The sequence below is a fragment of the Burkholderia sp. Ac-20349 genome (assembly GCF_017104865.1).
GTDB classification, from domain to species: domain Bacteria; phylum Pseudomonadota; class Gammaproteobacteria; order Burkholderiales; family Burkholderiaceae; genus Burkholderia; species Burkholderia aenigmatica.
The window spans coordinates 1-22,177 of the sequence record NZ_JAAGPM010000128.1 but is presented as its reverse complement, the minus strand read 5'-3'; the positions used below and the strand labels follow the sequence as shown (position 1 = coordinate 22,177).

The 22,177-nt window shown below is 65.0% G+C and carries 25 protein-coding genes, 4 tRNA genes and 2 pseudogenes; 18 read left to right on the top strand and 13 right to left on the bottom strand.

The annotated features are described in order from the left end of the window. Positions 1-125 (top strand): annotated as a pseudogene (locus tag G3N61_RS39760) (two-component system response regulator); the annotation flags it as partial. On the opposite strand, the pseudogene G3N61_RS30490 reads toward G3N61_RS39760, so the two are convergent. Then, positions 122-475, bottom strand: a pseudogene (locus tag G3N61_RS30490) (DUF2946 domain-containing protein); the annotation flags it as partial. The pseudogenes G3N61_RS39760 and G3N61_RS30490 overlap by 4 nt on opposite strands. A gap of 198 nt (positions 476-673) precedes the next feature. Here G3N61_RS30490 and G3N61_RS30485 point away from each other — a divergent pair. After that, positions 674-820 carry a hypothetical protein gene (locus G3N61_RS30485; RefSeq protein ID WP_006756195.1) on the top strand — a complete coding sequence of 49 codons (147 nt, stop codon included), beginning with the start codon at positions 674-676 and terminating at the stop codon, positions 818-820. Between the two features lie 223 nt (positions 821-1,043). Continuing rightward, the gene (locus G3N61_RS30480) at positions 1,044-1,637 is read left to right on the top strand and encodes a chorismate mutase (protein WP_205824277.1); all 594 of its coding nucleotides are present in this window, start codon (positions 1,044-1,046) and stop codon (positions 1,635-1,637) included. A gap of 34 nt (positions 1,638-1,671) precedes the next feature. Here G3N61_RS30480 and G3N61_RS30475 read toward each other — a convergent pair whose 3' ends face one another. Next, positions 1,672-2,808 (bottom strand): exonuclease domain-containing protein, encoded by a 1,137-nt coding sequence (locus tag G3N61_RS30475; protein ID WP_205824276.1) that lies wholly within the window; start codon positions 2,806-2,808, stop codon positions 1,672-1,674. A gap of 141 nt (positions 2,809-2,949) precedes the next feature. Beyond that, positions 2,950-3,153 carry a cold-shock protein gene (locus G3N61_RS30470; protein WP_011351289.1) on the bottom strand — a complete coding sequence of 68 codons (204 nt, stop codon included), beginning with the start codon at positions 3,151-3,153 and terminating at the stop codon, positions 2,950-2,952. 393 nt (positions 3,154-3,546) lie between these two features. Here G3N61_RS30470 and G3N61_RS30465 point away from each other — a divergent pair, with 393 nt between their 5' ends. Further along, on the top strand, positions 3,547-3,813 hold the full coding sequence (locus tag G3N61_RS30465) for a hypothetical protein (RefSeq protein ID WP_205824275.1): 267 nt from the start codon (positions 3,547-3,549) through the stop codon (positions 3,811-3,813). 501 nt (positions 3,814-4,314) lie between these two features. After that, entirely contained in the window at positions 4,315-5,466 is a 1,152-nt protein-coding gene (locus G3N61_RS30460) for a porin (RefSeq protein ID WP_089450104.1), read from the top strand. 84 nt (positions 5,467-5,550) lie between these two features. On the opposite strand, the gene greB is transcribed toward G3N61_RS30460, so the two are convergent. Beyond that, complete coding sequence (greB, locus tag G3N61_RS30455) at positions 5,551-6,114, bottom strand: transcription elongation factor GreB (RefSeq protein WP_043181776.1); 564 nt, start codon at positions 6,112-6,114, stop codon at positions 5,551-5,553. Between the two features lie 129 nt (positions 6,115-6,243). On the opposite strand from greB, the gene G3N61_RS30450 reads away from it, so the two are divergent. The 3 genes from G3N61_RS30450 to G3N61_RS30440 all read left to right on the top strand — a co-directional run bounded on the left by G3N61_RS30450 (position 6,244) and on the right by G3N61_RS30440 (position 6,602). After that, positions 6,244-6,320: transfer RNA gene (locus G3N61_RS30450), tRNA-Arg, on the top strand. A gap of 67 nt (positions 6,321-6,387) precedes the next feature. After that, positions 6,388-6,464 (top strand) — tRNA-Arg (locus G3N61_RS30445). A gap of 61 nt (positions 6,465-6,525) precedes the next feature. Next, positions 6,526-6,602: transfer RNA gene (locus tag G3N61_RS30440), tRNA-Arg, on the top strand. A 2-nt stretch (positions 6,603-6,604) separates the two neighbouring features. Here the strand turns inward: G3N61_RS30440 and G3N61_RS30435 are convergent. From G3N61_RS30435 to G3N61_RS30415, 5 genes are all read right to left on the bottom strand, one after another. Continuing rightward, complete coding sequence (locus tag G3N61_RS30435; protein WP_143330975.1) at positions 6,605-6,787, bottom strand: hypothetical protein; 183 nt, start codon at positions 6,785-6,787, stop codon at positions 6,605-6,607. 11 nt (positions 6,788-6,798) lie between these two features. After that, positions 6,799-9,165 carry a bifunctional (p)ppGpp synthetase/guanosine-3',5'-bis(diphosphate) 3'-pyrophosphohydrolase gene (locus G3N61_RS30430; protein ID WP_043181772.1) on the bottom strand — a complete coding sequence of 789 codons (2,367 nt, stop codon included), beginning with the start codon at positions 9,163-9,165 and terminating at the stop codon, positions 6,799-6,801. A 63-nt stretch (positions 9,166-9,228) separates the two neighbouring features. After that, entirely contained in the window at positions 9,229-9,432 is a 204-nt protein-coding gene (gene rpoZ / locus G3N61_RS30425; RefSeq protein ID WP_006025620.1) for a DNA-directed RNA polymerase subunit omega, read from the bottom strand. Positions 9,433-9,490: 58 nt separating this feature from the next. Beyond that, positions 9,491-10,174 (bottom strand): guanylate kinase, encoded by a 684-nt coding sequence (gene gmk / locus G3N61_RS30420; protein WP_043181770.1) that lies wholly within the window; start codon positions 10,172-10,174, stop codon positions 9,491-9,493. A gap of 6 nt (positions 10,175-10,180) precedes the next feature. Then, positions 10,181-11,104, bottom strand: coding sequence for a YicC/YloC family endoribonuclease (locus G3N61_RS30415; RefSeq protein ID WP_043181767.1), 924 nt, complete (start codon positions 11,102-11,104; stop codon positions 10,181-10,183). A gap of 173 nt (positions 11,105-11,277) precedes the next feature. On the opposite strand from G3N61_RS30415, the gene rph reads away from it, so the two are divergent. The 4 genes from rph (at position 11,278) to G3N61_RS30395 (ending at position 14,018) form a co-directional block, all read left to right on the top strand. Next, positions 11,278-12,009, top strand: coding sequence for a ribonuclease PH (gene rph, locus G3N61_RS30410; RefSeq protein ID WP_043181765.1), 732 nt, complete (start codon positions 11,278-11,280; stop codon positions 12,007-12,009). Between the two features lies 1 nt (position 12,010). Then, positions 12,011-12,637: an RdgB/HAM1 family non-canonical purine NTP pyrophosphatase gene (rdgB, locus tag G3N61_RS30405; protein WP_205824274.1), complete on the top strand. Its 627-nt coding sequence runs from the start codon at positions 12,011-12,013 to the stop codon at positions 12,635-12,637. A 34-nt stretch (positions 12,638-12,671) separates the two neighbouring features. Beyond that, a complete protein-coding gene (gene hemW / locus G3N61_RS30400; RefSeq protein ID WP_205824273.1) occupies positions 12,672-13,886 on the top strand; it encodes a radical SAM family heme chaperone HemW in 1,215 nt (404 codons plus the stop codon). Positions 13,887-13,930: 44 nt separating this feature from the next. Beyond that, positions 13,931-14,018 (top strand) — tRNA-Ser (locus tag G3N61_RS30395). Positions 14,019-14,158: 140 nt separating this feature from the next. Here G3N61_RS30395 and G3N61_RS30390 read toward each other — a convergent pair. The 3 genes from G3N61_RS30390 to G3N61_RS30380 form a co-directional block, all read right to left on the bottom strand. Further along, on the bottom strand, positions 14,159-14,407 hold the full coding sequence (locus tag G3N61_RS30390; RefSeq protein ID WP_346778596.1) for a PAAR domain-containing protein: 249 nt from the start codon (positions 14,405-14,407) through the stop codon (positions 14,159-14,161). 70 nt (positions 14,408-14,477) lie between these two features. Beyond that, positions 14,478-15,362, bottom strand: coding sequence for a hypothetical protein (locus G3N61_RS30385; RefSeq protein ID WP_205824272.1), 885 nt, complete (start codon positions 15,360-15,362; stop codon positions 14,478-14,480). Next, positions 15,362-15,706, bottom strand: a complete 345-nt coding sequence (locus G3N61_RS30380) for a hypothetical protein (RefSeq protein ID WP_205824271.1) — start codon at positions 15,704-15,706, stop codon at positions 15,362-15,364. The genes G3N61_RS30385 and G3N61_RS30380 overlap by 1 nt, the downstream gene beginning before the upstream one ends. A gap of 260 nt (positions 15,707-15,966) precedes the next feature. Between G3N61_RS30380 and G3N61_RS30375 the strand changes: the two genes are divergently transcribed. The 5 genes from G3N61_RS30375 (at position 15,967) to G3N61_RS30355 (ending at position 19,601) form a co-directional block, all read left to right on the top strand. Continuing rightward, complete coding sequence (locus G3N61_RS30375; protein ID WP_043181759.1) at positions 15,967-16,362, top strand: hypothetical protein; 396 nt, start codon at positions 15,967-15,969, stop codon at positions 16,360-16,362. Positions 16,363-16,594: 232 nt separating this feature from the next. Further along, positions 16,595-16,888 carry a hypothetical protein gene (locus G3N61_RS30370; RefSeq protein ID WP_089450101.1) on the top strand — a complete coding sequence of 98 codons (294 nt, stop codon included), beginning with the start codon at positions 16,595-16,597 and terminating at the stop codon, positions 16,886-16,888. Between the two features lie 333 nt (positions 16,889-17,221). After that, positions 17,222-17,713: an energy transducer TonB gene (locus G3N61_RS30365; protein WP_089450100.1), complete on the top strand. Its 492-nt coding sequence runs from the start codon at positions 17,222-17,224 to the stop codon at positions 17,711-17,713. Between the two features lie 293 nt (positions 17,714-18,006). Continuing rightward, on the top strand, positions 18,007-19,317 hold the full coding sequence (locus G3N61_RS30360; RefSeq protein ID WP_089450099.1) for an MFS transporter: 1,311 nt from the start codon (positions 18,007-18,009) through the stop codon (positions 19,315-19,317). A 104-nt stretch (positions 19,318-19,421) separates the two neighbouring features. After that, positions 19,422-19,601 carry a hypothetical protein gene (locus G3N61_RS30355; protein ID WP_043181750.1) on the top strand — a complete coding sequence of 60 codons (180 nt, stop codon included), beginning with the start codon at positions 19,422-19,424 and terminating at the stop codon, positions 19,599-19,601. 15 nt (positions 19,602-19,616) lie between these two features. Here the strand turns inward: G3N61_RS30355 and waaC are convergent, their stop codons facing one another. Next, positions 19,617-20,612, bottom strand: coding sequence for a lipopolysaccharide heptosyltransferase I (waaC, locus tag G3N61_RS30350; protein ID WP_043183086.1), 996 nt, complete (start codon positions 20,610-20,612; stop codon positions 19,617-19,619). Positions 20,613-20,790: 178 nt separating this feature from the next. Here waaC and G3N61_RS30345 point away from each other — a divergent pair. Beyond that, positions 20,791-22,177, top strand: a 1,387-nt coding sequence (locus G3N61_RS30345; RefSeq protein WP_205824270.1) for a chloride channel protein, incomplete at its 3' end; no start/stop codon positions are given.

Below are 22,177 nucleotides of genomic sequence, written 5' to 3'. Positions count from 1 at the left end.
ACCTCGACGGCCTCGCGATGCTGAAGGAAATCCGCGCGGACGCGACGCTCACGCACCTGCCGGTGCTGATGGTCACGGCCGAGTCGAAGAAGGAGAACATCATCGCGGCGGCGCAGGCCGGCGCGAGACGGATGCCCGTGCGGGGACAATCGGGAACGACGGGGGCGGCCGCGCGATAGGCGAACGTCCGCACGAAGCCCGGCAGCGCGGGCGGGCTCGACCCGAGCGCCACGTTCGCCGCGAAGCCGGGGCAGTACACGCAGTGCGCCATGCCGGCATGGTCGAACGACGACGTATCGTGATCGCCGCCCGCCTGCGCGAGCACGACCTGGCGGGCGCCCGCTGCACTGCACAATTCGAGCGTGAGCTCGCCGGAGCCGCTCGATGCGAGACGCGCATAGCCGATGACGGGCGACAGTACGTTCAGTACCAGCGCCAGCCATACGAGGCCGATCCATCGCGTCGTCCGTTTCATCGCGGTCCAGGAAAAAGTGCGCGCAAGTATAACAAGCGACCCGATTGTTGCCGATTCCGTACGATGCAATAGTCGGCATCGCAGCGCGCGTCAGAGCGCATGTGCCGTTAATACAACAGAGACAAAATCTAACGATTCGCCACTGGCATAAATCCAAGCGCGAGGTTGATAATCATCGAACCTGCTGGAGAAATGACCATGGACGAAAGACCAACTCGCATGCCACCGCCCGAGCAAGTGATGAGCCCGGATCCGGAACCCGTCGGCGTGGAATTCCTCGCCGAATTGCCTGACCACGTGCGGGCATTCTTCGACGAGCAGCACAAGCTGTACTCGCCGAAGTGAACGCCCGTCCGGTTCTGTAACCGCCACGTGTCGATCATCGCTATCGTGCGGTTCATCACTGCGCATCGCGCGCAATTCGCCTCGCACCCGGGCCGCAACAGCCTGACGGTGCCGGATCAGCTCGCCTGCTGATTCTCCGGTCGCTGCGCTACGCCGCGCGACTGTCTTCGTCTATTCTTCTGGTTTTCCACGTCCGGCCCGCCCGGCTCTCCCGATCGTTCCGATGAAGCAAGCCATTCGTGCCAGCCTCGCTGTCGCCGCGCTCGGCGTCGCCCTCTTTTCGTCCCCGCGTATCGCCAATGCAGACGGCGACGACACCGCCCTCACCAACCTCGTTGCACTCGCGTCGCAGCGTCTCGCGCTCGCCGAACCGGTCGCTCGATGGAAATGGGCCAATCACAAGGCAATCGAGGACCGGCCGCGCGAAGCGGCGCTGCTCGCCTCGGTCGAGCAGCGCGCGGCACAAGCCGGCGTCGATCCCGCGTTCGCGCGGACGTTCTTCGAGGATCAGATCACCGCGAGCAAGGATGTGCAGAACGCGCTGTTCGCGACCTGGCGTGCGACGCGGCCGCCGGAAGGCACGCCGCCCGATCTCGCGACCAGCACGCGCCCTGCGCTCGACCGGCTGACGCAGAAAATGCTCGCAGGGCTCGCGCAGGTTGGACCGCTGCGCGATGCGCCTGATTGTCAGGCGCGGCTCGCGCGCAGCATCGCGAACTGGAAAACGCTCACGCGCTACGACTCCACGCAAACGCAGGCACTCGACACCGCGCTGTCGCACGTCTGCTCGGCCGGCGGCGCAAGCGCGATCGGTTGACGCAGCAGGCGCGGATCGCGCGGCCGCGCTTGATTTAACCTGCCTGCCCCGCCGGCGTGAGCACGGCGAGCGGAATCAGTTGCAGGCCGCGTGCGAGATGCGTCTGCAGCAGGCGGTGGGTGAAGGGTTCGAACGCACCATCCGTCCCGTCGGCCGCGAGCCGCGCGGCCGCGTCGAGCGATTCCGCCACGCCGAGATAGCGCCAGCCATCGATCACATGAAACAGGCGGCGCTCGCCGCTCGCCTCGAACGCGACGGCGCCTTCGAACGGCCAGGGTGCACCACCGGCGCGGGCGTCGGCCACCGGGCGCCGGTTGTACGACGGCCGCAGCCGTGCGATCCATTGCGCTTCGGCAAGCATTGCCCCCAGCTCGTTGCCGGTCTCGCGCCATTCGACCCGGCGCACCTGCTGCGCAAGCCGCATTTCCTTCGACGAACGGCGCTCGCCGGTCAGCAGTGCACGCAGCCGCTGCCGCACGCGTACGCTGCGTCCGACATACAGCGGCGCGTCCTCCTCCCCGAACAGCGCATACGCGCCACATCCGGCCGGCGCGGTATCGAGCCAGGCTTCGGTCAGGTCGCCGCCCAGACGGAAGTGGCGCGTCGTGCGCGCGATCTGGTCGCGCAGCCGCTCGAGCGGCACGATATCGTGCAACAGGCGCCAGAACTGCCACAGGAGATCGGCATCCGCCAGCGCCCGGTGGCGCGCAGCCGGCACGAGGCCGTGGCGTTCGATCAACGCGTCGAGCCCGTGCCGCGCTTCGCGCGGGAACAGCGCACGCGACAGCCGCACCGTACACAGCACGTCAGGATTGAACGCGAAGCCGGCGCGCTCGAATTCGGCCCGCAGGAAGCCGCGGTCGAAACTCGCGTTGTGCGCGACGAACAGCTTGCCGTCGAGCCGCTCGAACAACGCCGGCGCCAGCGACGCAAACGACGGCGCGTCGCGCACCATGTCGTCCGAAATGCCCGTCAGCTGCTGGATGAACGGCGGAATCGACTGGCCCGGATCGACGAGCGTCGTCCACGTCGACACGCCTAGCGGGCCGATTTCGACCACACCGATTTCGGTGATGCGGTGTTCGGCGGGCGAGCCGCCCGTGGTTTCAAGGTCGACGAAAACGAGCGGCTGTTCGCTGGCGGGATCGGACGGACGGGGGGAATCAGACATGAAAAGACTGGGAAACGATGCTTCCGTGAGTATGCACCGGCATCCCTGTTCGCGGCCAGCCCGAACCGAAATGTTCCGCCCCCGAAAAGCAAAAAGCCCCCGCAATGCGGGGGCCGGACGTGATCGGCAATGCGTGGCGCGTCAGACCGCCTGGATATTCGCTGCCTGCTTGCCTTTCGGCCCGACTTTCACGTCGAACGAAACACGCTGGTTTTCCTTCAACGTCTTGAAGCCGTCCATCTTGATTTCGGAAAAGTGCGCAAACAAATCTTCACCACCATTGTCCGACGTAATAAAGCCGAAACCTTTAGCATCGTTAAACCATTTCACGATACCGGTATCCATGTCTTCGTTCCCCACTCGATTAGATCAAAAAAGCTATTTTTATAGCCGTTTCCCGAAATCCCGAAACATTGCGCCAGCACCCGCACCAGCACGCCGCCCGAGGACGGAGTGCTGACTTTATAAATTGGACAATCCGGGTGCGTCAAGAAAATTTTTGACGAACGTTTTATCAAAAAAGCGCTAATACCATTGGAATCGGTACACCATCGCCTTTGATTAATTGATTCGCATCAAAAACCTGTCAACATTACCGGGACCGGAGCATCAATAATCTCGGCCGTGAAATTTCTACCGGGGACAAATCGGCTCGGTAAAATCCTCGGGTTTTTTCCGGGTTGCGGAAACGCGGGGACATTGCGATGCTCACTTAACGTCGGAAGGAAGGAGAAGGTCATGTGGCTGGACGGAATCAAGCGCTTCGCGAGCCGGATCGGACGCGTACGCCGCAAGTCCCGCGCCCTGGCCGAGTCTGCGCGCGAAGCGCCATGTGACACCGAATTCGATACGACCTGGCACGGCGATCACTGGCAAAACCTGCTCGCATCGCCACTCGATGCCCGTCACTACGTGATGGAAGACTGGACCTACACACCGCCCCCCAACGAAGCCAAGGAAGCCGCACCTGCGGCCAAGCGCAAGCGGCGCTCATACGCGCAATAGCACGCGGCGTGACGGGGCAAAAAAAAAGCGCGACTGGGAAGTCGCGCCGACAAAGGTTTGGAGATCTTTTCCGTCAACGAAAAAGTCTGCTTCGGAAAGCAGAGATCGCAGTATAGCGAGAGAACAACCTTTCATTATTCATGCTCCACACAAACCTCTATTGCCGATGTGTCAATAATCGCGCTATGACCGCCCTCGCCTGCTGCTGACTCCCTGTCGCGATCGCGCAACGCCCGTTCCGTAGTCCTAATCGCCATTTTTCTTCGCTGCAGTGCCGCAAACCCTTGATGGGCAATCGTTTGCGCTGCCTCGACAATCTTTGCGGATTCCAAAATATATTATTGCTTAAAGCGTGATCGTCCCCCGCTCCACGCACTCCGTACACTGCAGATGGCTTATTGATAAGCGCACCGCCGCTCTGCCGGACCGGCCGCAGCGTCAAGCAAAACATGCCAGTCCGCAGCAGGTTCGATCGACATCATCCTGTTTGGAGACAGATCCATGAAAAAAACCCTGATCGTCACCGCGTTGTCGGGTGTCTTCGTTACAGCAGCCCATGCTCAGAGCAGCGTGACGCTCTATGGCCTGATCGACGCAGGCATCACCTATACCAACAACCAGGGTGGTCACAGCTCATGGTCGGAACGCAGCGGCCAGATCAACGGCAGCCGCTGGGGCCTGCGCGGCACGGAAGATCTCGGTGGCGGCCTGAAAGCAATCTTCGTGTTGGAAAACGGCTTCAACATCGCCAACGGCACGCTCGGCCAGAATGGCCGCGAATTCGGCCGCCAGGCGTTCGTCGGCTTGTCTCATGACCAGTTTGGCGCCGTCACTCTCGGTCGCCAATACGACAGCGTCGTCGACTACATCGGGCCACTGTCGCTGACCGGTACGCAATTCGGCGGCACCCAGTTTGCCCACCCGTTCGATAACGACAACCTGAACAATTCGTTCCGGATCAATAACGCCGTCAAGTATACGAGCATCAATTACGGCGGCCTGAAGTTCGGCGCGTTGTACGGCTTCTCGAACAGCAACCAGTTCTCGAACAATCGCGCGTACAGCGCGGGCGTGTCGTACACCTACGCCGGCTTCAATATCGGCGCTGGCTACCTGCAGTTGAACAATGACATCACGGGCCTCACGTCGGCCGCGGTCACCAACAGCGGCGGCGCGGTAGCAGGCGACAACACGTTCGTCGGCAAGCGTCAGCGCGTGTTCGGCGGCGGCCTGAACTACACATACGGCCCGGCAACGGCCGGCTTCGTGTTCACGCAATCGCGTGTGAACCGGGCGCTCGGCATCTCCGCGGGTGCCTCGGGCGTGTCGAACGGCCTGGGTCTCGACGGCACGTTTGCCCGCTTCAACAACTACGAGGTGAACGCGCGCTACGCGCTCACGCCGGCCCTGTCGCTGGCCGGGTCGTACACATACACCGCCGGCTTCCTGGACGGGCGTCATCCGGGCTGGAATCAGTTCAACCTGCAGACCGACTATGCACTGTCCAAGCGGACCGACGTGTACGTGCAAGGCGTGTATCAGCGCGTCAGCACGGACGGCCTGGGCATCGGCGCCTATGTCAACGGCCTCGGTGGTGCTTCGTCGAGCAACAAGCAGATCGCGGTCACGGCCGGCCTGCGCCATCGCTTCTGAGCGACCGGCACATCCGCCGCACGCCGGATGACGAAGCGCCCCAGCGGGGCGCTTTTTCTTTTCCGGGCTGAGCCCGAGCGTCGCTCAGGCGTTGCCCGGCGCGGGGTAACGGACGTCGAGCACGTCGATCGGCTGCGGGCCGGCCGGCGTCATCAGCGTGACGGTATCGCCGATTTTCGCCTTGATCAGCGCACGCGCGACCGGCGAGATCCAGCTGACGCAGCCGTGATCGAGATCGACCTCGTCGATCCCGACGATCGTGATCGTGTGATCCTCGCCGTCCGGCGTCCCGTAATCGACCGTTGCGCCGAAAAACACCTGGTCGACGTTCTCCTGCCGGCTCGCATCGACGACTTCGGCAAGATCGAGCCGTTTCGTCAGGAAGCGGATGCGGCGATCGATCTCGCGGAGCCGCCGCTTGCCGTAGATGTAGTCGCCGTTCTCCGACCGGTCGCCGTTCGATGCGGCCCAGGACACGAGCCGCACGACCTCGGGACGCTCGACGTCGATCAGGTTCAGCAGTTCGTCCCTCAGCCGCTTGTGGCCGGCCGGCGTGATGTAGTTCTTCGCGCCCGCCGGAATCGCCGGCTGGGCCTGGTCGAGATCGTCGTCGTCGCCGTCCGACTCTTTGACAAACGCCTTGTTCATGATGCGGGTTCAACGTGGATGACTGATGCTCCAAGGGTACACGAAGGGCGCCCCGGCAAGGTCTTGCAGAACAATTCGCGAATAAGGCTTCCTTTTTTATACAACCCTGCTATAATTTCGCTTCTGCGTGCGGCTGTAGCTCAGTTGGATAGAGTACTTGGCTACGAACCAAGGGGTCGTGGGTTCGAATCCTGCCAGCCGCGCCACTTTTTTCGAGGGCCTTCTGATCCGAAGGCCCTTTCAGTTCGAAGCAGTAGAAGTTTTGTTTTGCGTGCGGCTGTAGCTCAGTTGGATAGAGTACTTGGCTACGAACCAAGGGGTCGTGGGTTCGAATCCTGCCAGCCGCGCCACCTTTTTGGGGGCCTTCCCATCGTAGAAGGTTCCGACAGTTGAAGTAGTACCGCTTTGCGTGCGGCTGTAGCTCAGTTGGATAGAGTACTTGGCTACGAACCAAGGGGTCGTGGGTTCGAATCCTGCCAGCCGCGCCACCTTAAAAGGGCTTTCCTCCGGGAAAGCCCTTTTTCTTTTCTGCCTCCCCTTCTCCCTCCATGAGCGGCACGACACCGCCGCACCCGATCGGCTTCTGAAAGATGCCATCAGTCAGGCTCGCGCCATCGCACCGCAGGCACCAATGAAAACGGCGGCCCATGGCCGCCGTCGCATCGTTCGTCACGCAAGAACGCGTCAGTAATCCTGCCGCTCGCGCTCGATGCGCATACCGCCGTCGTGACGCGCATGCGCGCCGTCGTCGGTCGAACGCTCGCGCATGATCCGCATCACGTCCGGATTGGTGCGCACGCGCCGCATCACGTTCGCGAGGTGCACGCGGTCGCTGACCTGGATCACGAAGCGCAGCACCGTCGATTCGTGGGTCAGATCCTCGTCCATCGCGATATGCACGATGTTCGCATCGGCCGACGTGATGTCCGCCGCCACGCGCGCAAAGATGCCCTTCGTGTTCTTCACGAGCGCCTTCACCGCGACGTCGAACAGGCGGCCCGGCTGCGGCGCCCATTCGACGTCGATCCAGCGGCCCGGATCGCGGCGATGAATCCGCTGCGCCACGCGGCAATCGGTCGTATGAATCGCCATCCCCAGGCCAATGCCGATGTAGCCCATGATCGCGTCGCCCGGAATCGGCCGGCAGCACGCGGACAACTGCACCGACATCCCTTCGGTGCCGGTAATCACGACCGGCGGCGCATGGTGCGCGGGATGGCGCTCGGACTTCGGCAGATCGTCGTCCGCATCACGGCCGCTCATCAGCACCTCGATGCGCTTGGCCATCACCGCGGCCACGCGACGGCCGAGGCCGATGTCCGCGAAGATTTCCTGACGGCTCTTGTTGCCCGTCCACTGCACGAGCTTCTCCCACACTTCCGGCGTGACGTCGGCGAGCGCGAGACCGTAGCCCTTCAAACTCTGGTCGACGAGACGCTCGCCGAGCTGCACCGACTCGTTCAGGCGCATCGTCTTCAGATAGTGACGGATCGCCGAACGCGCCTTGCCCGTGCGCACGAACCCGAGCCACGCGGGGTTCGGTTTCGAGTACGGCGCGGTGATCACCTCGACGATGTCGCCACTCTTCAGCTCGGTGCGCAGCGGCAGCAGCTCGTTGTTGATCTTCACGGCCACGCACTGGTTGCCGAGATCGCTGTGGATCGAATACGCGAAATCGAGTGCCGTCGCGCCGCGCGGCAGCGCCATGATCTTCGACTTCGGCGTGAACACGTAGACCGCATCCGGGAACAGGTCGATCTTCACGTGCTCGAGGAATTCGCTCGAATCGCCGGCTTCGCTCTGGATGTCGAGCAGCGACTTCAGCCACTGGTGCGCGCGCTTCTGCACGTCGCTGAGATCCGCGCTGCCGTTCTTGTACAGCCAGTGCGCGGCGACGCCCGCCTCGGCGATTTCGTGCATCTTGCGCGTGCGCACCTGGAACTCGATCGGCGCGCCGAACGGGCCGACCAGCGTGGTGTGCAGCGACTGGTAGCCGTTGATCTTCGGGATCGCGATGTAGTCCTTGAACTTGCCAGGGACGGGCTTGTACAGCGCGTGCAGCGCGCCGATGCATGTGTAGCAGTCGAGCGGGCTGTCGACGACGACGCGAAAACCGTACACGTCGAGCACCTGCGAGAACGACAGCTGCTTGTCGCGCATCTTGCGGTAGACGCTGTAGATGGTCTTCTCGCGGCCCGTGATCTCGGCGTCGATCTTCGCGTCGGCCATCGCGCGCTGCGCGGCCTCGAGGATCTTGCTGATCACTTCGCGACGATTGCCGCGCGCGGCCTTCACGGCCTTCTCGAGCGTCGCGTAGCGATGCGGGTTGAAGTTCGCGAAGCTCATGTCCTGCAGCTCGCGATACGTATTGTTCAACCCGAGGCGGTGCGCGATCGGCGCGTAGATGTCGAGCGTTTCCCGCGCGACGCGGCGGCGCTTTTCCATCGGCACCGCGCCGAGCGTGCGCATGTTGTGCAGGCGGTCGGCGAGCTTGACGAGAATGACGCGCACATCGCGTGCCATCGCGAGCAGCATCTTGCGGAAGTTTTCCGCCTGCGCTTCTTCGCGGCTGCGGAACTCCATCTTGTCGAGCTTCGACAGGCCGTCGACCAGTTCGGCGACCTTCGGGCCGAACCGTTCGGCCAGCTCGCTCTTGGTCACGCCCTGATCTTCCATCACGTCGTGCAGGAGCGCCGCCATGACGGCCTGTGCGTCGAGCTTCCAGCCGGCGCAGATTTCCGCGACGGCGACAGGATGGGTGATATAGGGTTCGCCGCTCTGGCGATATTGACCGAGGTGGGCTTCGTCGCTGAAGTGGAACGCCGCCTTGACCTCTTTGATTTCTTCCGGAGGAAGATACTCGGCAAGCGCGGCCGTCAGTTTCGCGATCGAAACGACGCCGTGCTTGCGAGGCTGCTCCGGTGTGGCGGTCGGCCCGAACAGATGCCGGAAGGACTGTTCGAGGACCGCGTCGATGTACTGGCGCGCAGGCGACTGGGCCGTGGCTTCGGTGGTCGAATCCGCGGAGGCGGACGATGGGGTGGTGCTCATATTCGCCTCCAGGTCGAGTCGTTGCGCGCGTGGATTACATGGCTGGAACGGGCCGGATGCGCGTTACACCGGCACCTTCTTCAGCATCTCGACGCCGACCTGGCCGGCAGCGATTTCGCGCAGCGCGACGACGGTCGGCTTGTCGCGGCTTTCGATCTTCGGCGTATGGCCTTGCGCGAGCTGCCGCGCGCGATAGGTGGCGGCGAGCGCCAGTTCGAAGCGGTTCGGGATTTGCTTCAGGCAGTCTTCGACGGTAATGCGAGCCATGTTGGTAATTCCTTCTGAATATAGTCCTTATTCTACCTTATGTCCCTCGTCCCCCGCGTCATTCCGCGTGGGGCAGATGGATGCCGAGCTCGATGAACAGCTCCGTGTGTCGCGCGTACTGCGAAGCAAAGCGCAGGCGCGTGGCGGCGACGATGCATTCGAGCTCGGCAAGCGCACGCTCGAAATTCTCGTTGATCACCACGTATTCCGCTTCCGACGCGTGTGCGATCTCGCTGCCGGCGGCAAGCAGGCGGCGCGTGATCACGTTCGGTTCGTCCTGGCCGCGCTTCTTCAGACGCTCTTCGAGCGCGTCGAGCGACGGCGGCAGGATGAAGATGCCGACCGCGTTGCGGAACTGCTTCTTCACCTGCAGCGCGCCCTGCCAGTCGATCTCGAGCAGCACGTCGTGGCCGTTCTTCATCTGCTCTTCGATCCAGACGCGCGACGTGCCGTAGTAGTTGCCGTGCACTTCCGCGCTCTCGAGGAATTCGTGCGTCGCGTGGCGCGTGCGGAAATCCTCGACCGTCGTGAAGTGATAGTGCCGGCCGTCCTGCTCGCCCGGGCGCGGCTTGCGCGTCGTGTACGAGATCGACAGGCAGATGTCGTTGTCCTTCGACAGCAGCGCATTCACGAGCGTCGACTTGCCGGCGCCCGACGGCGCGACGACCATGAACAGGTTGCCGGGATAGACGCCGCCGTGCAGCGAATGCGACGCGTGGGCGTCGCGATGAGATTCCGTCATGTTGCTTTACTCCAGGTTTTGCACTTGCTCGCGCATCTGCTCGATCAGCAGCTTGAGTGCCATCGATGCGTCGGCGAGTTCCTTCGCCGCCGCCTTCGAGCCGAGCGTGTTCGCTTCGCGATTCAGTTCCTGCATCATGAAGTCGAGGCGCTTGCCGACACGGCCGCCCTTCTCGATCACGTGACGCGTTTCGTTCAGGTGCGCGGTGAGCCGCGACAGCTCTTCCGCGATGTCGATCCGGATCCCGTACATCGTCACTTCCTGACGAATGCGCTCCGCGGCTTCCTCGCGCGTGACGATCGTCGAGCTGCCTTCAGGCGCCGCGATACCGAGCGCCTCCTGCAGCCGTTCGACGATCTTCTGCTGGTGCTTCGCGATCAGCTCCGGCACGAGCGGCGTGATGCGCGCGACGATCGCTTCCATCTCGGTGACGTTCGACAGCAGCATCGTCGCCAGTTGCGCGCCTTCGCGCGAACGCACGACGACCAGCTCGCCGATCGCTTCCTTGCCGCACGCGAGCACCGCCTCGCGGATCGCGTCCGCCGACACGCCGCTCTCGGCGATCACGCCGGGCCAGCGCAGGATCTCGCCCGCACGCAGGCGGCCGACGCCCGGGAACGTGTCGAGCACCGAACGCTCGAGCTCGGCGAGCTGGCCGAGCGCCGACTGGTTCAGCGCGCCCGCGCCGATGCTCTGCTCGCCGCGCTGCAGGTTGATGCGGATGTCGACCTTGCCGCGCGACAGCTTGTTCATCAGCATTTCGCGCAGCGCGGGTTCGCACGCGCGCACGTCGTCCGGCATCCGGAAATTGAGGTCGAGGAAGCGCGAGTTCACGGTGCGCAGTTCGACCGACACGCTGGTGCCGCCGTTGCCGGTGGCCGTCGCGAGTTCGCGCGTTGCGCTCGCGTAGCCCGTCATGCTGTAGATCATGGTTCGTCTCGCCGTCTGGGTGCCCTCGCGGGCGGGGATATGTCGAGGCGCCCGGCGCATCGGAAAGCGCGGGGCGGGAAGCGCGCATTATCCCATTTTTGCGGACCACCCCGCCGGGCAAGCCCGCCGTTCAGCGCTAAAATCGGGGTTTCCTCCCGTTCCGCGAATCCCACATGACGTCCTCCGTTTCCCGCCCGAGCGGCCGCCGCGCCGACGAACTGCGCAAGGTCGCCCTCACGCGCCACTACACGAAACATGCCGAAGGCTCGGTACTGGTCGAATTCGGCGACACCAAGGTGCTCTGCACCGCCAGCGTGTCCGAACGCGTGCCCGACTTCCTGCGCGACCGCGGGCAAGGCTGGCTGACCGCCGAGTACGGGATGCTGCCCCGCGCGACGCACACGCGCAGCGACCGCGAAGCCGCGCGCGGCAAGCAGACCGGCCGCACGCAGGAAATTCAGCGCCTGATCGGCCGCGCGCTGCGCGCGGTGTTCGACCTCGAGGCGCTCGGCCCCCGCACGATCCATATCGACTGCGACGTGATCCAGGCCGACGGCGGCACGCGCACGGCCAGCATCACCGGCGCGTTCGTCGCCGCTCACGACGCCGTGTCGAAACTGCTCGCGGCCGGCAAGCTCACGCGCTCGCCGATCACCGACCACGTCGCCGCGATCTCGGTCGGCGTGTACGAAGGCGCGCCCGTGCTCGACCTCGATTACGCGGAAGATTCGCAGTGCGACACCGACATGAACGTCGTGATGACGGGCGCCGGCGGCTTCGTCGAAGTCCAGGGCACGGCCGAAGGCGCGCCGTTCTCGCGCGCCGAGATGAACGCGTTGCTCGACCTCGCGCAAGGCGGGATCGCCGAGCTCGTGCAGCTCCAGAAAGACGTGCTGGGCGCCTGACATGCCGGACGATCACACCATCGCGCCGCTGTCGCGCATCGTTCTCGCGTCGAACAACGCCGGCAAGCTGCGCGAATTCACCGCGCTGTTCTCGACGGTCGGCATCGAGATCGTCCCGCAGGGCGACCTTGCGGTGCCCGAGGCGGAAGAACCGTTCGGCACCTTCATCGAGAATGCGCTGACGAAAGCGCGCCACGCATCGCGGCTCACCGGGCTACCGGCGATCGCCGACGATTCGGGCCTGTGCGTGCGCGTGCTGCGCGGTGCGCCGGGCGTCTATTCGGCCCGCTACGCGCAGCGCGCGGGCCGCGACAAGGGTGACGCAGCGAACAACGCGTATCTCGTCGAGCAGTTGCGTGGCGTCGACGACCGGCGCGCATACTACTGCTGCGTGCTCGCGCTCGTGCGCCATGCGGACGACCCCGAGCCGCTGTTCGCCGAAGGGCGCTGGGCGGGCGAGATCGTCGACACGCCGCGCGGCGAGCACGGATTCGGCTACGACCCGTATTTCTACCTGCCGTCGCTCGACGCGACGGCCGCCGAACTCGAGCCGGCCGTAAAGAACACGCACAGCCATCGCGCGCTGGCGCTGAAGGCGCTGCTGGCGCGGCTCGCGGAGGAAGCATGAGCATGCCCGATACCCGTTCGCCCACGGAGGCCGCATGAGCCAGGCCGCGGAAACCGGCGCGCGCGTCGTCGCGACCTTCACGTCGCCCGGCCAGGTGCGGCTCACGTCGTTGCCGCCGCTCGCGCTGTACGTGCATTTCCCGTGGTGCGTGCGCAAGTGCCCGTACTGCGATTTCAACTCGCACGAGTGGAAAGGCGAACGGTTTCCGGAAACCGAGTATCTCGATGCGTTGCGCGCCGATCTCGAGCAGGCGCTGCCGCTCGTGTGGGGCCGGCAGGTGCATACGGTGTTCATCGGCGGCGGCACGCCGAGCCTGCTGTCGGCAGCCGGCCTCGACCGGATGCTGTCCGACGTGCGCGCGCTGCTGCCGCTCGACGCCGATGCCGAGATCACGCTCGAGGCGAATCCGGGCACGTTCGAGGCCGCGAAGTTTGCGCAGTTCCGCGCGAGCGGCGCGAATCGCCTGTCGGTCGGCATCCAGAGCTTCAACGAAACGCACCTGAAGGCGCTCGGCCGGATTCACGACACCACGCAGGCACGCGCCGCGGTCGAGATCGCCGCGAAGAACTTCGACAACTTCAACCTCGACCTGATGTTCGCGCTGCCGAACCAGACGCTCGATGAATGCCGTACCGACATCGAGACTGCGCTGTCGTACGCGCCCCCGCATCTGTCGCTGTATCACCTGACGCTCGAGCCGAATACGCTGTTCGCGAAGTTCCCGCCGGTCGTGCCCGACGACGACGCATCGGCCGACATGCAGGAATGGATCCACGCGCGCACGGCCGAGGCCGGTTACGGGCGCTACGAAGTGTCCGCGTATGCGAAGCCGAATCATCAGTGCAAGCACAACCTGAACTACTGGCGCTTCGGCGACTATCTCGGGATCGGTGCGGGTGCGCACACGAAGCTGTCGTTCCCGAACCGGATCCTGCGGCAGGCACGCTACAAGCATCCGGCCACTTTCATCGAACAGGCGATGGCCGGCACGGCCGTGCAGGAAGAGCGCGAAGTCGGTGCGCGCGACCTGCCGTTCGAGTTCATGCTGAACACGTTGCGGCTCGTCGAGGGCTTCCCCGTGCACAGCTTCGCCGAACGCACGGGCCTGCCGATGAGCACGATCGAACCGGCACTGCAGGAAGCGGAACGGCGCGGGCTGATCGCGCGCGATTTCGCGCAGATCGCGCCGACGCCGCTCGGCCAGCGTTTCCTCAACGACCTGCAGGAATTGTTCCTGCGCGACGATTGAAGGAATGAACCTGGCGGCATTTCGGTTACAATGCCGCCTCGTGTGGAAGCGTGGCCGAGCGGTTTAAGGCACCGGTCTTGAAAACCGGCGACGGGAAACTGTCCGTGAGTTCGAATCTCACCGCTTCCGCCAGAGCTTCAAAGAAAACGGGCCGCTCGGCCCGTTTTTCATTTCCGACGGCGATCAGGCGCTCGCGGACATCCGCCTGCGCTGCTCACGGTGCATCGTCGACACGATTCGTGTACGTGGTCACGCGCAATCGACGGTGCCGTTCACGACTCGGCACTGCCGGGCTGGGCCAGCAGCACCGCGCCGCACGTCGTCGTGTGCCCTTCCAGCGCAACCGGCGCACCGAAATCCAGACTGTTCGCACAACCCTCCGCGATCTCGAAGACATGAGGTGCGCCAATCGGACAGGTCACCTTGCCGCCTTTGCGCGCGCTCGGAATCGCCTCGCGCCCCCATGTCGAAGAAGGGCTGCCGGAAATCACCCGCCCGCCAAGACTGGTCGCGTCGCCCACCACGATCTGCGCCTTCCTGCCTGCTGTGCTCGCATCACCTGCATCACCTCGTCACGCATGGGCGGACACGTCACTTCAACGCCTGGATGGGCGGATCCTGGTAGGCCGTGTCGATCGTATAGCCCTGCCCCTTCAGGGCGGCCTCGGTAGCGATGCGCTTCGCGTGGTACTTCTGCAGTTCCGCGGGCAACAGCGTCTTCCAGTGGCGAATTTTTTCGGCGTTCCCGGGGAAATACCCCAGCCCGTAGAACGCATACTCGTTCCTGATGCGAGCCGTCAGAAGATAGGTCGTCTTCCCGACAAAGCCGCCCATGTTCTTCTCCGACAGCGAAATCTCCAGATAGGCGCCATCTGCATAAAACACCCATCTCGGCATTTCCTTCACGGCGGCCTTCCACTCGTCGATCGTCGGTGTGTAACCGGAATCGAGGGAATAAATCGAATACGTCTTCATGTAGTCCCACGCCTGCTTGCCGGTCAGGCGCGGATTGCTGACGTCGATGTACCGGACCCAGCCGTTCGCGCGCAGATCCTGAAACAGTTTCGTCATGCGCGCCAATGCGGCCTCATGCGTGTCGGCCTGCTCGGGGCTGACGCCAAAATTGATATTCCATGTGTAGATGCCGCCCGGCACATCCTTGTCCGCTGAACCCACCGCGGACAGCACGTTGTCCAGCACGAAGCCATGCGTCCCCTGCATGAACTTCACCGTGCCGGGATTGCCGCGCATCCAGTCATGCTGATAAAAGCTTGTACCTGACGGATGATTGTCGACGGACGCGCCCGGACCGTTGAGATCGGAGTCCTTGGGATCGCCGAGCCGGATAACGGTAAGTGATGAATTCATGCCGTTGCGGTTGTCGAGGGTTGAGCGGGCATTCCCGTCGTGCGATGCGAGTACGACGCCAAGCAGGAGCGCCCCGAGGATCAGTACAAGGAAATGAGTCTTTTTCATCAGGTATCGGGTCTGTCGCCCCAGCTTTTGATCGTTCCGAGATAATCGAGCATGACTGGCTTCCTGGGCCCCTGCATCAACCCGTTGTAGTTCGTTGCTGCCGTCTGGATCCAGTCCATGCGCTTCTGATAGTCCGCCAGAACCAGGCGGTCCGGCGCATCCGACCTGAATTCGATGCTGTCCGTCTTGTCATCGGACGTGAGCACGAGTTGAAGGCTGGGAACCAGCGCGCGAATGACCGGTGCCAGCGCAATCTCGGAACCGTCCGACAGGCCGTGCTGCATCGACTGGACCGAGTTGTCGATCGCCGTATCGTCCGAAGACGCCAGTGCGCCGCGCTGCACACCAAGCCATCGCTTGAACTTCTTGTTTGCGTAGATCAGCCCCCTTGAAGCGCCCGCACGATATCCTGCGCACTCGTTCCAATCCCTTTATTGCTTCTTTTGCCGTCGTTTTTTCACCAGTTGGTGGCTGGCGCTCTCAGGCCGCGATTCTATCGTCAACTCGTCGACCACTCTCGTGGCCGTGCCCTCACTTCCGGACGCGCCTCGCCGGATGCCGTTACAATCCGGCGCTCCGATTCGCGAAACGGGAAACCCACGTCATGAAGCCCTTCATCGTCTCGTCGCTCGCCGCGCTGCTGGTTGCCGTCAGCACGCAGGCGACGGCCGACACCGCCTCCGGCAGCGACGCGCAAGCGTCGTGCGCGATCGCCTACGTGACCGGCGTCGGCGGCTCACCGCGCGGCCTGAGCGAATACCTCGCGAGCCCGTCGCCGTACAACTACCTGAAAGACAACGACCTCCAGTGCAAGGTGGGCGACGACGGACGCACGTCGAACTGCACCGGCGTGACGTACCTCCGGAACGAACAGGTCAGCGTGTACGACGATTCCGATCCGGCGACGCTGACCGTCGTGGCACGCGTGGAACTCGACCACGGCCAGAAATATCCGGTGATCATCGTCGTGCAGCGCAAGGACGCCCGCTGCAAACAATGATGCAGCGCCGCACGCGCCGCCGTCCGTCGAAACGGCACGTGCGTTCGCGCCGGGCCTCGCGCGCCCACTGAGCCGCGGGCACGGGCAGTCGCCCGTCGTCACGTGGCACCGCGCCGGCAGCCTCCCGGCCGGCCGCTCGATCACCTAGAATTCGATCAACACGGCGACACGACCGCCGCCGCGTACTCGATACCGCGCGCGCCACCCCTGCGTGCGGTACACGGAGATCGCCATGACCGAACTGTCGATACCGACGGAACCCGTCGATTACGAAGGCTTCGAGATCCATGTCGTGCCGGCCGCCGTGCCCGGCAGCGACACGCGCTACACCTACACCGGCTACGTATGCCATCCGGGCGCGAATCCTGCATTGCCCGGCCACGCGGTGCCGTTCCACGCGGACGGCGAGGAAAGCTTCGCGAGCCTCGACGAAGCCGTCCACGAAGCCGTGCACATCGGCAAGAGCATCATCGACGGCACGCACCCCGACCTGTCGATCCTGTCACTCGTCACGCACGGATTCTGAAGCGGACGGCACGCGTTGCTGAAGATTGCGCGGGCGTCGGCAGCGGTGCTGCCTGCGGCGATCGCTGCGCCCCGCCGGATCATCGCGCAATGCGTGCGTGCCCCTCGCGCGCCGTGCTTTCTTTCAACCTTGCAACACGCACGCCGGGATGTGCACGTGCGGCAGCCACGCGAGCGTGCTGTCACATGTCAGGTCACATCGCGATGCACGGGCGCCCGCTCGCTCGTCATCAGCGATCGCATCATCCGGCATCGCCCGTTATGCGTTTCTCCCGATATCGGCTCGCGTCCGTGCGCCTATCATTTTTTTATAGTCACTTCTGGCTAGCCCCCCATGCGCCCCCTTCCCCGTCCGCGCGTCGACCGGCTGCGTGCAGTTGCGCTGGCCGTCGTCGCGATGCTCGCGGCGTGCACGATCACGCCGCCTCCGTCGCTGCACTCCATCCTGACGATTCCATCGATCACCCGCAGCGGCAGCCTCGACCAGTACCGCGTCGAAGTCGCGCAGCGTGTCGCCGAACGCAATCCGTCCGGCATGCTGCGCGGCACGCCGCAGGCGATGCTCCGCTCGCTCGTCGTCGTGGCCTTCACCGTCGATGGCAGCGGCCGGCTCGTCAACGCGTCCGTCTATCGCAGCAACGGCGACAGCGAAGCGGAAGCGCTCGCACTCGCGTCGCTGCGCCGCGCGGCACCGCTGCCACCGCCACCGTCGCGGCTGCTCGACGGCAACGGCCGGCTCGAATTGATGGAAGGCTGGCTCTTCAACGACGACGGCCACTTCCAGTTGCAAAGCACCGCGTCGGCGCAGGCGCAATCGATCGACTGATCGGCCGCCGCCCCGCGATTGCCGGTGCGCGGCGGCGCTGGCTATAATTTTCCGCAATCGCGCGGCCATCACGCCGTGCGCGCGTTCGCGCGCCCCACCCGGCATGCGAGCCGACCACGCCGGCACCGGGCGGCGGCGACATACCCGTCTCCATCGTCGACCGGCGGGTGACGTCCGCGCCACGGCGCGCGTCCACGCCGCCACCGCATCATCCGCTCGGCTGCCGCCGGCAGGCGTCCGCCTGCCCGACCGCACGCTCAGCCGACCGCCCCAACGACAAAACGGAGACATCCATGTCCGCATCCCCCCCGACCGTTGCACACGCAACCGGTTCGGCCGGCGCCGTCAGCCACCGGCGCATCGTGTTCGCGAGCTTCATCGGCACCGCGATCGAGTTCTACGATTTCTACGTGTACGCGACGGCCGCCGCGCTCGTCATCGGCCCCGTCTTCTTCCCGCACGGCTCCGCGACCGCACAGGCGCTGTCCGCGTTCGTCACGTTCGGCATCGCGTTCATCGCACGCCCGATCGGCTCGTTCCTGTTCGGGCACTTCGGCGACCGCATCGGCCGCAAGTCGACGCTCGTCGCGTCGCTGCTCGTGATGGGCGTGTCGACCACCGCCATCGGCTTCGTGCCGGGCTACGACTCAATCGGCGCGCTCGCGCCGGTGCTGCTGTGCGTGCTGCGCTTCGGCCAGGGGATCGGCCTCGGCGGCGAATGGGGCGGCGCCGCGCTGCTCGCGACCGAGCACGCGCCGCAGGGCAAGCGCGGCTGGTTCGGGATGTTCCCGCAGCTCGGGCCCTCGGTCGGCTTCCTGATGTCGAACGGCCTGTTCTTCGCGCTCGCGCTGTCGCTGTCGGACGAGCAGTTCCGCAGCTGGGGCTGGCGCATCCCATTCCTGGTCAGCGCGGTGCTCGTCGCGCTCGGCCTGTACGTGCGGCTCAAGATCACCGAAACGCCCGCGTTCCAGGCCGCGCTCGATCGCAACGAGCGCGTGCGCGTGCCGGTCGCGACACTGATCACGCAACACTGGCAGCCGACGCTGCTCGGCGCGCTCGCGATGGTCGTCTGCTACACGCTGTTCTACATCTCGACGGTGTTCTCGCTGTCGTACGGCGTGTCGGCGCTGCATATTCCGCGCCAGAGCTTCCTCGGCCTGCTGTGCTTCGCGGTCGTGTTCATGGGGCTCGCGACACCGCTGTCCGCATGGGCGTCCGACCGCTTCGGCCGCAAGCCGGTGCTCGTCGTGGGCGCGATCGCCGCGCTGCTGTCGGGTTTCGCGATGGAGCCGCTGCTCGGCAGCGGCTCGATGCCGCTCGTCGCGCTGTTCCTGACGATCGAGCTGTTCCTGATGGGCGTGACGTTCGCGCCGATGGGTGCGCTGCTGCCGGAACTGTTCCCGACCAACGTCCGCTATACGGGCGCGGGCGTCGCGTACAACCTCGGCGGGATTCTCGGCGCGTCGATCGCGCCGTACATCGCGCAACTGCTGGCGGCGCGCGGCGGGCTGTCGTGGGTCGGCGGCTATGTATCGGTTGCGGCGGCAATCAGCCTGATCGGCGTGCTGCTGATGCGCGAAACGCGCGACGCATCGCTCGTCTGAGACTCCGGGGCGACCCGGGTTGTGCGGCGACCGGCGCTGCCTATACTCGATCCTGGGTGCGCCGCTGCGCGCCCCCGGGATCCCGCCCCGAAGGAGCCGCCGCCATGAACATTCGCCTCGGTAATGCCGATCTCGTCCTGATCCTCGCGCTCGCGCTGGGTGGCGCGCTGCTGCTCGCGCTGCGCTTCCGGCCGAAGACGTGGCGCGGCCTCGTGTTCGAGGCACTGCTCGCGAATCTGGCGGCCATCGCCGCCGTGCTCACCATCGAAGCGATCCTGGCGTAAGCCCGCCGGCAACCGTCAGGCGGCGGCGTGCACCGGCAACACGTCGCAGACCGGCGCCACGGCATCGATGGCAGCGAGTGCATCGGCCAGGCTCGGCGGCGCGCCGGCGGCGCCGATCGACAGCGAATGCGGCGCGCCGCCGATACCGAAGTGGTCACGCGACGTGGCCACGAACATCATCACCGTCGGGCGCTGCAGCGCGTGCGCCAGGTGCACCAGCCCCGTGTCGACCCCGACGACCAGCGCAGCCCGGCTGATCGCCGCGGCGAGTTCGCCCAGCGACATGGCCGGCAGCACGACCGCACCAGGCGCGCGCGCGGCGATGTCCTGCGCATCGCCATGCTCGGCGGGCGAGCCCCACGGCAGCAGCACGCGCAAGCCACGCGCCATCATTCGGGTCGCGAGTTCGGCCCAATGATCGGCCGGCCATTTCTTGTCGGCATTCGACGTGGCGTGGAACAACAGCACGAACGGCGCGCCTTCGGCAACGATCGGCGGCAACGATACGTCTGGCGCAACGATCCCGTACGACGCAATGCCTTCGGGCGTGTAGCCAAGCGCCTCGCCCGCGCTGACACGCATGCCGTGCCACGCGTCGCAGGCCGGCTTCGGGCCGAAGCGATGCGAATACGCAAAGCGGGCACCTGTTTCGCCGAGATCCGGCGTACGGTAACCGACTCGACGCCGGGCACGTGCCAGCGCCGCAATGATCGCGCTCTTGTAGACGCCGTGCAGGTCGATCACCGCATCGTAGCGATGCCGGCGCAACGCGCCGATCGACGCCGAGATCGCCTTCAGGTCGCCGGTATTTCTCATCTTCTTGAAACGGCGCAGCGGCGCGCACAGCACGGCGCTGACGCCCGGATGCCAGCGCACGATCTCGGCACACGACTCGTCCACCGCCCAGTCGACCTCGACGCCCGGAAAGGCACGGTGGAGATCCGCAACGACGGGTAGCGTCTGGATGACATCGCCGAGCGACGTCACTTTCACGATCAGAATGCGTTTCACGTTTGCGGGGGAGTACATGGAGCGGTGCATTTCGGCATGCTAATAAGATCGGGGACGCTTTAGAATTACCGCTGAATTACATTTGTAACAAAGCGTTTGGATATGTCGAGAATTGTAGAGCTTATTGTCGCCCGGGTTCTTTTTTTATAATCGTGTCTTTGCCTTCCGGCCCGCGCCAATGCCACGCCCTGCCCTTCCCGCCCTGTTTCCCGCCCTCACCCGACGCTCGGTGAGAATCTGGCGCCAGTACGGCGTTTTCTGGCTCGGCGCGATCGTCGTCGGTCTCGCGGCCGTGCTTTACGCGCGCCTGATCGACTGGGGCTACGAGAGCTTCCGCACGATGCGCGATCACGCCGCGTGGCTGCCGCTGCTGCTGACGCCGGCCATCGCGGCGCTGTCGGTATGGATCACGCGCCGCTTCTTCCGCGGCGCCGAGGGCAGCGGCATCCCGCAGGTGATTGCGACGCTGCACGCGCGCCCGAGCGCGTTCGGCTCCCGGCTGCTGACGCTGCGCATCCTGTTCGGCAAGGTGCTGGTCTCGTTCCTCGGCATCCTGGGCGGCTTCACGATCGGCCGCGAAGGGCCGACCGTGCAGGTCGGCGCGGCGCTGATGTTCAACCTGCGGCGCTTCTATCCGCGCTCGAACGCGCAGATCGAACGCCAGCTGGTACTGGCCGGCGCGGCGGCCGGGCTGTCGGCCGCGTTCAATACGCCGCTCGCCGGGATCGTGTTCGCGATCGAGGAACTGACGCGCAGCTTCTCCGCGCGCGCCAGCGGCGTGCTGATCACCGCGATCATCCTCGCCGGCGTCGTCGCACTCGGCCTGAACGGCAACTACACGTATTTCGGCACGATCGATGCCGGCCCCCATTTCCCGAAACTGCTGGCGCTCGCCGTGCTGGTCACTGCGATCGTGACCGGGATCGCAGGCGGCCTGTTCTGCTGGCTGCTGCTCAACACGGGACGCTGGCTGCCCGCGCAGCTGCTGGGCCTGTATCGCGAGCGGCCGATCGCGTTCGCCGCGCTGTGCGGCTTCGCGATCGCCGTCGTCGGCCTCGTATCGGGCGGCACGACCTTCGGCAGCGGCTATGCAGAAGCGCGCGGCCTGCTCGACGGCAGCCAGCATCTGTCGGTGTTCTACCCGTTACTGAAGATGATATCGATGGTCGCGTCGTACCTGCCGGGCATCCCGGGCGGGATCTTCGCGCCGTCGCTGTCGATCGGCGCCGGGTTCGGCAACCTGCTGCACGTCGTGTTCAGCAACATGAGCCTGCCGATGCTGATCGCGCTCGCGATGGTCGGCTACATGGCGGCCGTCACGCAGTCGCCGATCACGTCGTTCGTGATCGTGATGGAGATGATCAACGGTCATGCACTCGTGATTTCGCTGATGGCCACTGCGTTGGTGTCGAGCCGCGTATCGCGCTTTTTCGCGCCGCCGCTCTACGAAACGCTCGCCCAGCGCTATCTCGCGCCGCCCGTCGCGGCCGCGGAACCGGCCGCGGCAGCCGCTGCCACCGCGGCGAGCGCGACGGTGGCAACCGGCGTCACCGAGCCGCAGGACG

What these genes read in the sequence shown, in the direction of transcription:
- G3N61_RS30465 (WP_205824275.1), top strand. Translation starts at nt 3,547, where the DNA reads ATGTGGCTGGACGGAATCAAGCGCTTCGCGAGCCGGATCGGACGCGTA.
- hemW (WP_205824273.1), top strand. Translation starts at nt 12,672, where the DNA reads ATGAGCCAGGCCGCGGAAACCGGCGCGCGCGTCGTCGCGACCTTCACG.
- G3N61_RS30375 (WP_043181759.1), top strand. Translation starts at nt 15,967, where the DNA reads ATGAAGCCCTTCATCGTCTCGTCGCTCGCCGCGCTGCTGGTTGCCGTC.
- gmk (WP_043181770.1), bottom strand. Translation starts at nt 10,174, where the DNA reads ATGACGGAATCTCATCGCGACGCCCACGCGTCGCATTCGCTGCACGGC.
- G3N61_RS30475 (WP_205824276.1), bottom strand. Translation starts at nt 2,808, where the DNA reads ATGTCTGATTCCCCCCGTCCGTCCGATCCCGCCAGCGAACAGCCGCTC.
- G3N61_RS30430 (WP_043181772.1), bottom strand. Translation starts at nt 9,165, where the DNA reads ATGAGCACCACCCCATCGTCCGCCTCCGCGGATTCGACCACCGAAGCC.
- G3N61_RS30370 (WP_089450101.1), top strand. Translation starts at nt 16,595, where the DNA reads ATGACCGAACTGTCGATACCGACGGAACCCGTCGATTACGAAGGCTTC.
- G3N61_RS30360 (WP_089450099.1), top strand. Translation starts at nt 18,007, where the DNA reads ATGTCCGCATCCCCCCCGACCGTTGCACACGCAACCGGTTCGGCCGGC.
- G3N61_RS30480 (WP_205824277.1), top strand. Translation starts at nt 1,044, where the DNA reads ATGAAGCAAGCCATTCGTGCCAGCCTCGCTGTCGCCGCGCTCGGCGTC.
- G3N61_RS30460 (WP_089450104.1), top strand. Translation starts at nt 4,315, where the DNA reads ATGAAAAAAACCCTGATCGTCACCGCGTTGTCGGGTGTCTTCGTTACA.
- rpoZ (WP_006025620.1), bottom strand. Translation starts at nt 9,432, where the DNA reads ATGGCTCGCATTACCGTCGAAGACTGCCTGAAGCAAATCCCGAACCGC.
- G3N61_RS30470 (WP_011351289.1), bottom strand. Translation starts at nt 3,153, where the DNA reads ATGGATACCGGTATCGTGAAATGGTTTAACGATGCTAAAGGTTTCGGC.
- rph (WP_043181765.1), top strand. Translation starts at nt 11,278, where the DNA reads ATGACGTCCTCCGTTTCCCGCCCGAGCGGCCGCCGCGCCGACGAACTG.
- G3N61_RS30415 (WP_043181767.1), bottom strand. Translation starts at nt 11,104, where the DNA reads ATGATCTACAGCATGACGGGCTACGCGAGCGCAACGCGCGAACTCGCG.
- G3N61_RS30365 (WP_089450100.1), top strand. Translation starts at nt 17,222, where the DNA reads ATGCGCCCCCTTCCCCGTCCGCGCGTCGACCGGCTGCGTGCAGTTGCG.
- G3N61_RS30355 (WP_043181750.1), top strand. Translation starts at nt 19,422, where the DNA reads ATGAACATTCGCCTCGGTAATGCCGATCTCGTCCTGATCCTCGCGCTC.
- rdgB (WP_205824274.1), top strand. Translation starts at nt 12,011, where the DNA reads ATGCCGGACGATCACACCATCGCGCCGCTGTCGCGCATCGTTCTCGCG.
- G3N61_RS30385 (WP_205824272.1), bottom strand. Translation starts at nt 15,362, where the DNA reads ATGAAAAAGACTCATTTCCTTGTACTGATCCTCGGGGCGCTCCTGCTT.
- greB (WP_043181776.1), bottom strand. Translation starts at nt 6,114, where the DNA reads ATGAACAAGGCGTTTGTCAAAGAGTCGGACGGCGACGACGACGATCTC.
- G3N61_RS30485 (WP_006756195.1), top strand. Translation starts at nt 674, where the DNA reads ATGGACGAAAGACCAACTCGCATGCCACCGCCCGAGCAAGTGATGAGC.